11 protein-coding genes are annotated in these 12,853 nt (G+C 69.0%); 5 read left to right on the top strand and 6 right to left on the bottom strand.

What is annotated here, in order from left to right; all coding sequences use genetic code 11:
* Positions 1 to 2: 2 nt before the first annotated feature.
* The 5 genes from arcC to ACQP2T_RS39550 all read left to right on the top strand — a co-directional run bounded on the left by arcC (position 3) and on the right by ACQP2T_RS39550 (position 5,242).
* Positions 3 to 938 (top strand): carbamate kinase, encoded by a 936-nt coding sequence (arcC, locus tag ACQP2T_RS39530; protein WP_433509968.1) that lies wholly within the window; start codon positions 3 to 5, stop codon positions 936 to 938.
* A 17-nt stretch (positions 939 to 955) separates the two neighbouring features.
* A complete protein-coding gene (locus tag ACQP2T_RS39535) occupies positions 956 to 2,380 on the top strand; it encodes an amino acid permease (protein WP_433509969.1) in 1,425 nt (474 codons plus the stop codon).
* Positions 2,377 to 3,243, top strand: a complete 867-nt coding sequence (locus ACQP2T_RS39540; RefSeq protein ID WP_433509970.1) for a universal stress protein — start codon at positions 2,377 to 2,379, stop codon at positions 3,241 to 3,243. The genes ACQP2T_RS39535 and ACQP2T_RS39540 overlap by 4 nt, the downstream gene beginning before the upstream one ends.
* A 509-nt stretch (positions 3,244 to 3,752) precedes the next feature.
* A complete protein-coding gene (gene bldD / locus ACQP2T_RS39545; RefSeq protein WP_026214021.1) occupies positions 3,753 to 4,247 on the top strand; it encodes a transcriptional regulator BldD in 495 nt (164 codons plus the stop codon).
* 710 nt (positions 4,248 to 4,957) lie between these two features.
* Positions 4,958 to 5,242: a hypothetical protein gene (locus tag ACQP2T_RS39550; RefSeq protein WP_433509971.1), complete on the top strand. Its 285-nt coding sequence runs from the start codon at positions 4,958 to 4,960 to the stop codon at positions 5,240 to 5,242.
* Positions 5,243 to 5,387: 145 nt separating this feature from the next.
* On the opposite strand, the gene ACQP2T_RS39555 is transcribed toward ACQP2T_RS39550, so the two are convergent.
* The 6 genes from ACQP2T_RS39555 to ACQP2T_RS39580 all read right to left on the bottom strand — a co-directional run bounded on the left by ACQP2T_RS39555 (position 5,388) and on the right by ACQP2T_RS39580 (position 12,804).
* Positions 5,388 to 6,443 carry an oxygenase MpaB family protein gene (locus ACQP2T_RS39555; protein ID WP_433509972.1) on the bottom strand — a complete coding sequence of 352 codons (1,056 nt, stop codon included), beginning with the start codon at positions 6,441 to 6,443 and terminating at the stop codon, positions 5,388 to 5,390.
* Between the two features lie 197 nt (positions 6,444 to 6,640).
* Entirely contained in the window at positions 6,641 to 7,537 is an 897-nt protein-coding gene (locus ACQP2T_RS39560) for an RNA polymerase sigma-70 factor (protein ID WP_433509973.1), read from the bottom strand.
* Positions 7,538 to 7,641: 104 nt separating this feature from the next.
* Positions 7,642 to 8,775 carry an NAD(P)/FAD-dependent oxidoreductase gene (locus tag ACQP2T_RS39565; RefSeq protein ID WP_433509974.1) on the bottom strand — a complete coding sequence of 378 codons (1,134 nt, stop codon included), beginning with the start codon at positions 8,773 to 8,775 and terminating at the stop codon, positions 7,642 to 7,644.
* 958 nt (positions 8,776 to 9,733) lie between these two features.
* A complete protein-coding gene (locus tag ACQP2T_RS39570) occupies positions 9,734 to 10,057 on the bottom strand; it encodes an SAV_6107 family HEPN domain-containing protein (RefSeq protein ID WP_433509975.1) in 324 nt (107 codons plus the stop codon).
* Positions 10,058 to 11,414: 1,357 nt separating this feature from the next.
* Positions 11,415 to 11,609, bottom strand: coding sequence for a ferredoxin (locus ACQP2T_RS39575; protein ID WP_393472053.1), 195 nt, complete (start codon positions 11,607 to 11,609; stop codon positions 11,415 to 11,417).
* Positions 11,610 to 11,613: 4 nt separating this feature from the next.
* Positions 11,614 to 12,804 carry a cytochrome P450 gene (locus ACQP2T_RS39580; protein ID WP_433509976.1) on the bottom strand — a complete coding sequence of 397 codons (1,191 nt, stop codon included), beginning with the start codon at positions 12,802 to 12,804 and terminating at the stop codon, positions 11,614 to 11,616.
* Positions 12,805 to 12,853 lie beyond the last annotated feature (49 nt).

The following is a 12,853-nucleotide window of genomic DNA, read 5'->3' on the forward strand; positions in this document are numbered from 1 at the left end:
CGATGAGGGTCATCGTCGCCCTGGGGGGCAACGCGGTGCTCCGGCGCAGCCAGCAGGCGGACGTGGAGCCGCAGATCGCCAACGTCGCCAACGCGGCCAAGACGCTGGCCAAGCTCGCGGAGAAGCACGAGCTGATCATCACCCACGGGAACGGGCCGCAGGTGGGCCTGCTGGCGCTGGAGAGCGCCAACGACCCCCGCCTGACCAAGCCCTACCCGTTCGACACGCTCGGCGCCGAGACGCAGGGCATGATCGGCTACTGGATGCTGCAGGCCCTGCAGAACGCGCTACCCGGCCGGCAGGTCCTGGCCATGGTGACGCAGACGCTCGTGTCGGCGGTCGATCCGGCCTTCGACAACCCGACCAAGTTCGTCGGCCCGGTCTACGACCAGGAGGAGGCCACGAAGCTGGCCAAGGAGTACGGCTGGACGGTCGCCGCCGACGGCCACGACTGGCGGCGCGTCGTCCCCTCCCCCACCCCGCAGCGCGTGGTGGAGACACGGCTGATCAGCAAGATGGTCCGCGAGGGGGTCGTGGTGATCTGCGCGGGCGGCGGCGGCATCCCGGTCATCCGCGACGAGCACGGCCGGCTGTCCGGCGTCGAGGCGGTCATCGACAAGGACTCCACGGCGTCGATGCTGGCCGAGGCGCTCGAATGCGACGCCTTCCTCATCCTGACCGACGTGCCGCGCGTACTGAGGGACTTCGGCACACCGCACCAGAGCGAACTCGCGAACACCACCCCGCACGAACTACGCGCCCTCGACTTCCCAGCGGGCTCCATGGGGCCGAAAGTGGAAGCGGTCTGCCGTTTCGTGGAGACCACCGGCGACATGGCGGCCATCGGCGAGCTCGGGCAGGCGGAGCAGATCCTGGAAGGCACCGCCGGCACGATCGTCACGCCGAACGCCCGCTGGCCGCTGACCAGCACGCTTTAGGGCTCTAGGAGGTTTCGATGGCACTCGCCCAACGGCTCTTCCGCATCAAGCCCACCGACCAGATCGTGGCCGAAGGGGGCCACGGCGAGGGCGGTGAGCTGCGCCGCACGATGTCGCTGTGGCAGCTCACGCTGTTCAGCGTCGGCGCCACGCTCGGCACCGGCATCTTCGTCATCCTCGGCCAGGCCGTGCCGAAGGCGGGTCCCGCCGTCGTGCTGGCCTTCGTGCTGGCCGCGATCACGGCGCTGTTCTCCGCGCTGTCGTACGCGGAGCTGGCCGGCACGATCCCGGTGTCCGGCTCGTCCTACTCCTACGCGTACGCGACGCTGGGCGAGATCGTCGCCTGGATCTGCGGCTGGTGCCTCATGCTGGAGTACGCGGTGTCGGTCGCGGCGGTGTCGGTCGGCTGGGGCGAATACCTCAACTCCTTCCTGAAGGGCCTGTTCGGCTGGGAGCTGCCCGCGTCGATCACCCACTCCCCCGGGCAGGACGGCGGTGTGGTCAACGTCACCGCGATCCTCATCGTGCTGCTGGCCACCTGGCTGCTGCTGCGCGGGGCGTCGGAGAGCGCCACGGCCAACGCCGTGTTCGTGCTCATCAAGGTCGCCGTGCTGGTCTTCTTCTGCGTGGTGGCCTTCACCGCCTTCAGGGCCGGGCACTTCTCACCGTTCGCGCCCATGGGCGTGGCGGGCGTCACGGCCGCCGCCTCGCAGGTGTTCTTCTCCTACATCGGCTTCGACGCCGCCTCCACCGCCGGCGAGGAGGCCAAGAACCCCAAGCGCGACCTGCCCCTGGCGATCATCCTGTCGCTGGCCATCGTCACCATCATCTACGTCGTGGTCGCCGTGGCCGCGATCGGCGCCATGCCGTGGACCGACTTCGACCCCGAGCGCACCGAAGCCAGCCTCTCCTACATCGTGGATCTCGCCACCGGCGCCACCTGGGCGGGCCTGATCGTCTCCTTCGGCGCGGTCGTGGCCATCGCCAGCGTCGTCCTGACCGTCATCTACGGCCAGACCCGCATCCTGTTCGCGATGTCCCGCGACGGGCTCATCCCGCACATCTTCCAGAAGGTGAACCCGCGCCACCAGGTCCCCGTCGCCAACACGCTCATCGTGGCGGCGTTCATCTCCGTACTGGCCGGGCTGGTGCCGCTGGGCCAGCTCGCCGAGGCCACGAGCATCGGGACGCTGTTCGCCTTCGCCATCGTCAACATCGGCGTGCTCGTGCTCCGCTACCGCAGCCCCGAGCTGCCGCGCAGCTTCCGCACGCCGCTCTTCCCCGCCACGCCGATCCTGGGCACGATCTTCTGCGTCATCGTGATGGCCGGTCTGGCCGGCGTCACCTGGCAGGCGTTCGGCCTGTGGATGCTGGCGGGCCTGATCTGTTACTTCCTGTACGGCTATCGCCACTCGCGGTTGAACACCGAGGTGCCCCAATGAAGCTCGAAAGCGTACTGGCCGGATTCATCCCCGAGCCGAGAGGACGTGACGCGCTGGCGCTGGCCGTGGTCCTGGCCGAGCAGGTCAAGGGGCAGCTGACGGTGGCGTACGTGCAGCCGCCCGCGTGGACCACGCCGGGGCCCGCGCGCGCCGACCTGACCGAGTGGCGCAAATACCTGCAGGAACAGGCGGAGGCCACGCTCGGGCAGGCCCGGGCGCTCACCGGCGACAAGGCCGACTACGTCGTCCACACCAACAAGGGCAGCGGGCGCGGGCTGGTGGACCTGGCCCGCAAACGCGCGGCGGACGTCGTCGTGATCGGCTCCGCGCCGGGCGGCGGCAGGGGCCGCATCTCCGTCGGCAGCACCGCCGACCAGCTGCTGCACTCCTCGACGGTGCCGGTCATGCTGGTCCCGCGCGGCTACGCGGACGCGCCGACCGCGGCCATCGAGCGGATCACGGTCGCCTACCGCCGTAGCCCCTGCTCCGACGCCGGGGTGCACGAGGCCGCCAAGGCCGCGGTCATCCTCGACGTGCCGCTGCGGCTGGTCACCATGCTGGTCCGCGGCGCCCGCCGCGCCAAGATCGAGGAGGACATGCTCACGCGGCTGCGCGACCAGGTGGCGGACGACCTGCAGGCGGCGGCCACCGGGCAACGGCCGCACATCCGGGCGGAGTTCGAGATCCTGGAGGGCCGCGACGTGGCACAGGCCATGGGCCAGACGTCGTGGTCGCCGGGCGAACTGCTCATCTGCGCCTCCAGCAACGCGGGGCCGTTGCGGCGGGTGTTCCTCGGGGACACGTCGCTCAAAATCGTCCGGGCGGCCACGTGTCCGGTCATGATCCTAACCCGTCAATCCTGACCCCTGCGCCACACCCCCGCCCCGACCCCCGCCCCGACCATCGCCCCCACGGTCGGACCCGCCGGTGGGGGCCGCCGGCGGGCCCGCCAGCCGTCGCCGTGTTCGTCGCCGCGCTCTCGGCAGTGCTCTTGGGCGGCCCTCGCTGGCCCTCTCAACGCCTCTCACCTCGGCCTCCACGCGATCACTGACATGGTTTAGCGGTGATTTCCACCATGCATGTCACCGGACAAACAGTGACGAAGTATTGTTACTCAGGGGACAAGAGGGGCTAATAAGTCGTTCCATCCCGGATCGGATTCGGCATCTTTTTTCCAATCAGCTTGACCTTCGGCGTCCGCCCCTTTACCGTCACTGTGCGTAACCACACTGCGCGGCGTTATGGGGTAAACCCAGAGCCATGGCTACCGATGGTGCCTAACAAGGCACACACCCCCCGGTGGCCGGGGCATACGCCGCAAGGGAGCACAATCTACTGAGAGCGCTACATACGAGAGCCGGGGGGCCACACGATGCCGTCTGAGTACGCAAAGTCGCTGGGTGCACGACTCCGCGCCATCCGCACCCAGCAGGGCCTGTCCCTGCATGGAGTCGAAGAGAAGTCGCGTGGCAGGTGGAAAGCCGTAGTCGTGGGCTCGTACGAGCGGGGCGACCGTGCTGTAACGGTTCAGAAACTTGCCGAGCTTGCCGACTTCTACGGGGTGCCCGTCTCCGAGCTGCTGCCCGGCGGTGCCGCGCCGAGCCCGCTCGGCCCGACACCGAAGCTTGTCATCGACCTCGAACGTCTTGCGACGCTGCCGAAGGAGAAGGCCGGGGCGCTCGCCCGCTACGCGGCCACCATCCAGAGCCAGCGTGGCGACTACAACGGGAAGGTCCTGTCGATCCGCCAGGAGGACCTGCGCTCCCTGGCCGTGATCTACGACAAGTCGCCGAGCGAGCTGACGGAGGAGCTCATCAGCTGGGGCGTCCTCGACGCGGAAGCCCGCCGCGCCGTCGAGTCCTTCTGACCGCTCCTGCTTTTCGGGGCGCGCCATGTGACGGGTGCGTCCCGCTTTTTCGTCTTGGTGCTCGCGTACGGCGGCACGGTGAACCTCCGTACGGGAGCACGACGGGCTTTGTCCGGACACGCACGGGACCCCGCCACCTCGTCCACCAGGCCGAGGAACCCAGTAGGGCAGCCCTTTCCGCACGCCTCCAGGCCCGTGGTCCTGCCGTACAGGTCCCTCAGGCGGATCCCGCCACACACCTCCGGCACTCGTAGGCCCTACGCGACCTCATAGGCCCTTCGCGACGCACGCTGCCAAGCGCCGTGCCTGCGTCTCTTCGCAACCCCCGAAGGCCCTTCGCGATCCTGTAGACCTTCGCGATCCTCTAGGTCTTCACGCTCCTCTAGGTCTTCGCGCGCACCGCCGCGGGCCCAGCGGCACGTCCCCGCACGAGGGCGGCCAGCCCTCACGGCGTCCGCCGGCCCGCCGAACACCCCTCCGCACGCCCACGCCCATCCGGGCGCGTTCACAACGCAGGCCCAGCCGCGCCCCGCCGTGCCCACACGCCGCAGCCCCGCCGTGCTCACACGCCCACACACGCACACGCAGGTCCAGTCACGCAGGTCCAGCGGAGTCTGGCCGTCCAGGTTCCCACCGCGTTCGCCCAGATAGAGCCTTGGAAACAGCGTGTTCGGCTAGCGATGTCGAACGCCAGTTCGTATAATGGACCAATGCATCTCGACATGAAAGGCCTACCAGGGTTGTGGCGGCCGCCGATCGTCGAACATGCCGCGACGACGTTCTCGACCGCCGGCCGCGGCGGCGAGGCGCGTTATCTGCTGGCTTGGGGCGATACGGAGGGAGAGCGGTGGGGATTCCTGCTATGGCCCCCAAAGACGCTGAACACCGACGACGGCACCGAGCACATGGGCCAGGCCCGATGGGTGCGCTGGCAGGACATCCGGCCGGTGACAGGCGAGGATTACAGCACCGTACCGCTGTGCGATCCGATGTGAACCACCTCCTGACGCGCCACTGAGGACGTGCGGGCGGCCCGGCCGGGACTCGTACTCCGAGCGGGCCGGGCCCCGCGGAGCGAGCATGTTGAGGCGCGTGGAGCGGATCTGAGCACTCGGTGCGGGCGGATCGCGCGAGGACCGTTCATGCCGTGGTGGGCACGGCGATGTTCTGCTCGTAAGCGGTGCCGCCGGGAAGGCGGAAGGCTTCATCGGGGCCGGGACCTTGCGCGTTCTCGCGGCGGGCCGTCTCTGCGGAGTCAGCCGTGAAGGTCTGCCAGCGCCTGGCCTGGCTGTTCAGGGGGTTGGGTGCGCTGGCCGTGGCGCTGACCATGGCCGCGGTCAGCGCACGTGAGTTGTCGTCCGGCTCAGCGTTCGTCATGTCCAGCAGGTTCTGCAGACGACGAGCGCTGGCGTGGTCCGTGACGCCCTGGTAGAAGCGTTCATCGATCCCGAGCAGATAGGCGGTGTAGGACCAGTACTGGTACAAGCCCTTCTGTTCTTCGGCACTCAGCTCGATGCCGACTGCCGCGAGGGCTGTGAAGGGAGTGAGCGTGAAGTCCAGCCATGTGCGGGCCATGTCGGTCTGACCGATGGGAAGGCCCCAGACGGCTGTGTCCCAGCCGTGCTGGAGAGCGGTGGCTCGTATCCGCGCATGCAGCAGTCGGACCTGCGCGGTGCTGATGTAGCCGGGAGCTCCTCGGTGAAGACCTCCGGGCAGCGTGCTCTGACGCCCCCACATCCCGGTCTCGACGAGCCGGCGGGAAGCCATCTTCGTCAGCTGTCCCGTCTGCGCCAGCAGCCGGGCGATGGCGGGCGAGGCATAGGTGTGCACGAGGGCGCTGCTGATCGCGCAGATCTCGAACCACGGCTGGGGCACCGACAGCAGGGCGACCTCACCACGGTCGATCTGTGCGGGATCGGCCCAGGAAGGCACTGTCTCCAACTGCCGCAGCAGTGCCTCGATGGCCTTGGGCGGCTGTTCGCCCAGGCTGGTAAGACCGTCGGCGAGTCCCCGGTTGAGGATGTGGCGGCCTTCCTTGCCCAGCTGGTCGAGTTCGGCGATCACGGCGTCGGCCAGCGGGTCTCCGGCCATGACCATGTGGGCCGCGTGGTCGGCCATCGCACCGTGCCGGTGTCGGGCCTCGTCCAGGTTCACGACTCGCTCGGGGATGACAGCGTTGCGGTAGGTGTGGGACATGCGTCTGCTCTTACTTCCTCTTGGGGGGAGCGGCCGGTGGGAGGGGGAAACTCTCCTCGCCCCTTCGGCAGGTGGCGCTTGCCTGGGCTCCCATGAAAAGCGCTGGTCAGTGGGGCTGTTGTAAGCCGGGGGCGGGGTGCTCGTGCTGGTCGTCCGGCTGATCGTGCTGGGGGATCGTCTGCCGCGTCGGCGGAGGGTCAGCGGGAGGTGAGGGGGGTTTCGGACTCGACACGGGTGAGTTTTTCGGGGTTGCGGACGTAGTAGAGGCCCGTGACGCGGGCGTTGTCCACGCGGAAGGCCAGCACGCCGTCGATCACGTCGTCCAGCCGCAGGATGAGTCCGGGGTTGCCGTTGACCGTCGTGGGCTCACTGGTGAAGGTGCCGCCGGCCCTGCCGAGGCTGCCGGCCATGTAACTGAGCACCTTGTCGGCGCCGACGACCGGCCGCAGGGCCGCCAGCTTGAGGCCGCCACCATCGCTGACGAAGACAACATCCGGAGCGAGTACGTCGAGCAGCCCCCGCAGGTCCCCGGTCACGAGCGCGGACTGGAACGAATTCAGCGCCGCCCGGGTTTCTTCCCGGGAAACCGTTGTGGACGGCCGGCGGGCGTCGACGTGCCGGCGTGCGCGGTAGGCGATCTGGCGTGCGGCGGCAGGACTCTTGCCGATCGCGGCCGCGATGTCGTCGTAGCCGATGTCGAAGACTTCGCTCAGCACGAAGACGGCGCGTTCGGTCGGTGAGAGGGTTTCCAGGATGAACATGAGTGCCAGCGACAGGTTCTCGGACAGTTCGACGTCCTCGGCCACGTCCGGCGCGGTGAGCAGGGGCTCGGGCAGCCAGGGGCCGACATATGCCTCCTTGCGCCGTTGGAGGGTCCGTAGCCGGTTGAGTGCTTGCCGGGTCGTGATCCGTACCAGGTAGGCGCGCTGGTCCCGTACCTGCGTCAGGTCGACCTTCGCCCACCGCAGCCAGGCCTCCTGGAGGACGTCCTCGGCGTCCGCCGCCGATCCGAGCATCTCGTAGGCGAGGGTGAACAGCAGGTCTCGGTGGGCGACGAAGGCCCCGGTCGCGGGGTCGGTGACGTGGTCGTTCATGTCGTGCGCTTCACTCTCTTGTGGTCGGCCTCACATGCCGGAAGCAGACCGTGGATATGTACCCGGTCCAAAGACGGGGTCGTCGGCAGCGGCCTCCCCGCTGATCAGGTCAGGTGGGATGCGCGGGAGGTGGCCTTGCGTGCCCCGGACACCAGCTGATTGAGGGTGAACCGGCAGGCGATCTCCTTGACGGGGGCACCGAGCCGCCCGCTGATGTGAAGCGCGTTCACCCTGTCGTTCAGGTAGGAGAACTGGGTGACGCCCTCGTTTCGGCCGAGGCTGAGGCACTGCCCGGCGAACAACAACCGGACGGGAGCGGGTGTTCTCCCCGCGATCCGCCGCAGAATCGTGGTGGCGGCCCCCGGGCCCAGCTGTACGGCGGCCTGGCAGCTCATCCGGAATGGCCGGTCCGTCATCGCCGCCGCGTCCCCGGCGGCGACGATGCGCACGTCGTCCACACTGGTCAGCGTCGTGTCGGTGAGCAGGCGGCCTTCGGTGTCGGCGCGCAGCCCGCTGCGGGCGGCCAGGTCCGGGACACGGAATCCCGCGGTCCAGATCGTCACCGCGCTGGGCAACCGGCGGCCGTCGTCGAGCCGTATCGCCTCGCGTGTCACTTCCGCCACCCGAGCGCGGGGACCTTCGAGGACGGTCACACCCAGCTCGGCGAGCCGACGAGCGACCAGGCGGCGGCCCCGGGCATGCAGGTAGGGGCCCAGCACATTGCCGCAGACCAGGGTGACCTTGCGGCCCAGTTCGGCCAGCTCGGCAGCGGTCTCCAGGCCGGTCGGGCCGGCCCCGACCACGGTCACCGGAGCCGTCGCGGGCCTCGCGGCCAGCGCCGACCGCAGTCGTCGCGCCCCCTCGAGGGTCGACACCGAATGAGCGAACTCCGCCGCTCCGGGCACGCCGGGATCGGCGGCGCCACTGCCCACCGCGTAGACGAGGTAGTCGTAGAAGAGCGTGCCACCGCCCGCCAGCGACACCCGGCGCTCGGCGGCGTCGATCCGGGTCGCGGTGTCGACCACCAGCTGAACGTTCCCACCCAGAACCTCACCGAAGTCCTCGACCGCGTCATCGGAGCCGGTCACGAGCTGGTGCAGACGGATCCGCGAGACGAAGTCGGGACGCGGATTGACCAGGGTCACCGACACGCCATCGCGCCGAGCCAGGCGATTGGCCGCCGTCACGCCCCCGTACCCGCCACCGACCACGACCACCGCGACGTTCCCGTTCATCATGTCTCCCTCGTGTTGTGAACTCGACATGGAGACACCAGCCGCGCATCCGGTGTAACAACCCGCGGATGAGACTTAGCGCACACGGAGGGGGCACGGCGGAAATGCCGCCCCAGTCCGCCGCAAGTGGCGTGGCACGATCCTGACGAGCTCGGGCAAGGGCCGAGCAGTCTCCCGGTAGCGGGCGAGTGGGCGCCGGTCTGATGTATTCGGCCTGACACGGCCCGGCAGTGGCCACGCGGGGCCCGTGGCCGGGCGAGGCTCGTGGCCGGGCGAGGCTCGTGGCCGGGCGAGGCTCGTGGCCGGGCGAGGCTCGTGGCCGAGCGAGGCTCGTGGCCGGGCGAGGCTCGTGGCCGACAGACCAGCCCCGGCTATCTGGCCGATCCCCCAGGCCGCAAAGACGTTGCTGCCCCCGGCGGCCGGCTTCGTATCGGAGACCTGGTCCAGATCGACACGCAGCGGTATCGCAGCGTCACAGGCCGCCTCAAAGAACTCATCAGGAGTCCTGCTCAGATCAGAGTCTGGTCCGGCAGCCGGATGATGCCAGAGACATCCTGGAGCATGGCTGCACGGCCACGGAGGAACGGATGGGCCACAGGTTCCGCAAGATCCTGTCCATGGCGCAGATCATCGAGCTGACCGAAGGCGGCAGCAGCTCGATCAACGCTGAGAACTGGACGGCCTGATGTTCCTCTGCCGAGGGCCACAAGGCCCCTGGCATGCCGTTCAATTCTGCGGAGATCCTCCTCGACCCTCTGGCCACCCAGGTTCGGAGCGTTCGATCGCCTGCATGCAGCGTCTTCGCGCATGCTTCAGGCGTCGTGCTCTGCTTCCACCGGTTTGGCGGGGTCGTCCTTGGTCGGGATGGTCTGCTGGCCCTCGCCTGGGTCGGTGTGTTCGCTCGTGTTCGAGTTGTCCGGCTGCCCACTCGCCGCCGGCGTCGGCGGCGCGAGCGGTGTGGTCAGCCGGCCAGGGGGACCTCGACCGGGAGTTGGGGTTGAGCGGGGACGCCCAGGATGTCCTGGACTACGGCGACGAAGGTGTCGGCTTCGGCCAAAAGCTCGTCCGCGTCGGCCGCGCTGACGCCACGGACCATGCCGGCCTCGGCGGCAGCGCGCTTGGCGGCGCTCACCGAGAAGTAGGCGGCCCATTCAGCAAGCTTGGGCTCCGCCTCCGGGAGCAGCTCCCAGGCGCTGCGCAGGCGGCGCCTGCGGCCTTCCATGGGGCGCGGGCGGGCGGCCAGGATCGCCGCCGCCGCTCGTAGGGCTGCCAGGTGCGCTGCCACGTATCGGGATGCCGGGGTGCGAGCGGCTGTCGCCTCCGCCAGGCAGGAATGTGAATCCGTCAGGTGCGCCCTAACTGCGGGCGACAGCCGGGGCCCCTGCGTATCGCTGAGCCTTGGTGCCATCTTGCGCGCCTCCTTGGAGTCATGGCGGCTCCCGGCGTCTCCGCCGGTGAAGCCAAGGTTCGCAGACTCCACCGACAATTCCGCCGGGCTGGCCGGACGAGGAGCTTCCCCGCACCCCGTCCGGCCAGGACGCGCCCACTCGTCTCCGCCGACGACGAGGACACGCCCTTCGCCCTGGAGCCTGATCGCGGGTCTCGCTTGGGGGAAGCGAACGGCCCGCGACCAGGTCCTACGACGTGAGCCGCGAGCCTCACGTCACTAGGTCGAACATAATTTCGATCACGCTCGGTGTCAACCTGTTCTACGAACACAGATTCGATCAGTGTGAGGGAGAGTGGACGACACACGCATTGACGTGCGGCGGGACGAGGTTGGGGGTCAGGGTCGAGGGACCGAGGTTGAGGGACCGAGGTTGAGGGACCGAGGTTGAGGGACCGAGGTTGAGGGACCGAGGTTGAGGGACGGGCAAAGGTGTGCAGAGGACATGCGAGAGGCACCCGAACGCGTAGAGGCCGTCCCTTGGCGAGGGTCCGCCCCAGCGGAGATCCGGCCCGGGCTACCCCGACGGAGGTCCACAGAGGGCCGTGAAGGTCCAGGGGGGCGAAAGTCCAGGGCGGTGGAGGTCCTCAGGGGGTGGAGGTCCAGGGCGGTGGAGGTCCTCAGGGGTGAAGGTCCGGGCTCCAGAGGGGCGGACAGCTGCAGGGAGATGACGGTCCGCAGGAGGTGGAGGTCCGCAGGGGGCGCGGAGGTCCGCGGGAACGGGCAGCGCGCTCAAGGGCCATCCGGAGGCTTGGGATCAGCGGTCCGCGCCCAAATGGTCGGCGCCTCAGCAGGTCCGCGAAACAGGCGCATCCGCGCTGGGTTTCTGCAACCGAGGCCCGGTGGGGCGGTGGCCCGGCGCCCGATGGAGTGGTGGAGCGGTGCTCGGTGAAGCGGTGGGCCAGTGCGCGGTGGACCTGTACGTGATGGGCCGGTACATAGTGGGCCGGTCAGCGATCCAGCCGGTAAGCGATCGGGCCCGTGGGGGCGGGCATCCGGGCAGGCGGTCAGCCCGATAGATGGTCGGCCGACAGGCGGTCGACCCAGTAGAGGGTCAGCCCGATGGACGAGCGCCCCAGAAGACGGTCGCGGCGACGGCGGGGAAGGTTCGGGCTGGGCGAGCCGTGAGACGGCCGGCCAGACCAGTACGACAGAAGGCACCCGCCGTCGACGCGAAGGACCCAGAAACGCGAAATCAGACCACCGAGATGGCGCCTGACGGGCACAGCGTCACGGCGCGGCGGACGGCTTCTTCCAGTTCGGCCGGTGGGGTGGAGTCAAGGACCACCACGGTCCCCTCCTCCTCGCTCTGGTCGAATATCGCCGGCACCGTCAGCGCGCACATGCCCGCACCGATGCACACCGTCGTGTCTGCCTTGATCTCCATCATTGACCTACCAGGTGACAGGGAGGCGGTGCACACCATAGATGCTCATATCCGAGCGCATCGGCACCTCCTCCGGTGATATGGCCAAGCGTAGGCCGGGGAAGCGCCGCAGGAGCGCCGGGTAGGCGATGCGCATCTCGGCCCGGGCCAGTTGCTGGCCGAGGCACTGGTGGATGCCGTGGCCGAACGTGAGGTGGCCCGTGGCGGGCCGGGTCAGGTCGAGGGCGTCGCCGTCCGGGAAGCGGGAGGGGTCGCGGTTGGCCACCGGGAGGTGGATCGCGACCGATTCGCCGGCCTTGATCAGCTGGCCCTCGATCTCGACGTCGACCAGGGCGCTCCTGACCGGGCCGAGGTGGATGATCGTGAGGTAGCGCAGGAGTTCCTCGACGCCGTTCTCGACCGCGGCCGGGTCGTCCCGCATGAGGGCGAGCTGGGCGGGGTTGGTGAGCAGCGCGTACGTGCCGAGGCCGAGCATGTTCGCGGTCGTCTCGTGCCCGGCCACCAGCAGCAGGAACGCGACGCCCGTGAGCTCCTCGTCGTTCAGCTCGCCGCCCTCGATCAGCCCGCTGAGCAGATCGTCCTCCGGCTTGGCGCGCTTGCGCTGGATCAGCCCGTACAGGTACGCCGAGATGCGCGTCACCGCGCCCATGGCGTCGTCGGACTTGGTCTCCAGGTTGACGAGCACCTTGGTGTCTTCCTGGAACTGCGCCCGGTCCTCGTACGGCACCCCCAGCAGCTCGCAGATCACCAGCGACGGGATCGGCAGCGCGAACTCCTGCACCAGGTCCACCGGCTTGGCCGCGGCCTCCATGGCGTCCAGGCAGGCGTCGGTGATCTCGGCGATCCTCGGCTCCAGCTCCTTCATTCTGCGCACGGTGAACTGGCCGGTGAGGAGCTTGCGGTAGCGGGTGTGCTCGGGGGCGTCCATGCGCAGGAAGAACCCGGGCGGCACCCGGAAACCCGCTTCCTTCGCGAGTTGCAGCCGGGCCGGGATCGGCGGGTGGATGAGCTCGGGGCGGTTGCTGAAGCGCGCGTCGGCGAGTATGGCGCGGGCGGCGGAGTAGCCGGTCACGATCCAGCCGAGGTGCCCGTCGGCGTAGGTCATGCGGTGGATCGGCGTTTTTTCTCGTAGCTCGGCGATTTCGTCCGGCGGATCGAAGGGGCGCTGGCGGGTGGTGGTGAGGGTCAGATCCGACATGGTGTGGCTCCTTTCGCTTGGTCAACTCCTCCAGAAAACCTCATTCGCT

This window comes from Nonomuraea sp. CA-143628 (assembly GCF_050942315.1).
Classification (GTDB): Bacteria; Actinomycetota; Actinomycetes; order Streptosporangiales; family Streptosporangiaceae; genus Nonomuraea.

What these genes read in the sequence shown, in the direction of transcription:
- arcC (WP_433509968.1), top strand. Translation starts at nt 3, where the DNA reads ATGAGGGTCATCGTCGCCCTGGGGGGCAACGCGGTGCTCCGGCGCAGC.
- ACQP2T_RS39535 (WP_433509969.1), top strand. Translation starts at nt 956, where the DNA reads ATGGCACTCGCCCAACGGCTCTTCCGCATCAAGCCCACCGACCAGATC.
- ACQP2T_RS39540 (WP_433509970.1), top strand. Translation starts at nt 2,377, where the DNA reads ATGAAGCTCGAAAGCGTACTGGCCGGATTCATCCCCGAGCCGAGAGGA.
- bldD (WP_026214021.1), top strand. Translation starts at nt 3,753, where the DNA reads ATGCCGTCTGAGTACGCAAAGTCGCTGGGTGCACGACTCCGCGCCATC.
- ACQP2T_RS39550 (WP_433509971.1), top strand. Translation starts at nt 4,958, where the DNA reads ATGCATCTCGACATGAAAGGCCTACCAGGGTTGTGGCGGCCGCCGATC.
- ACQP2T_RS39555 (WP_433509972.1), bottom strand. Translation starts at nt 6,443, where the DNA reads ATGTCCCACACCTACCGCAACGCTGTCATCCCCGAGCGAGTCGTGAAC.
- ACQP2T_RS39560 (WP_433509973.1), bottom strand. Translation starts at nt 7,537, where the DNA reads ATGAACGACCACGTCACCGACCCCGCGACCGGGGCCTTCGTCGCCCAC.
- ACQP2T_RS39565 (WP_433509974.1), bottom strand. Translation starts at nt 8,775, where the DNA reads ATGATGAACGGGAACGTCGCGGTGGTCGTGGTCGGTGGCGGGTACGGG.
- ACQP2T_RS39575 (WP_393472053.1), bottom strand. Translation starts at nt 11,609, where the DNA reads ATGATGGAGATCAAGGCAGACACGACGGTGTGCATCGGTGCGGGCATG.
- ACQP2T_RS39580 (WP_433509976.1), bottom strand. Translation starts at nt 12,804, where the DNA reads ATGTCGGATCTGACCCTCACCACCACCCGCCAGCGCCCCTTCGATCCG.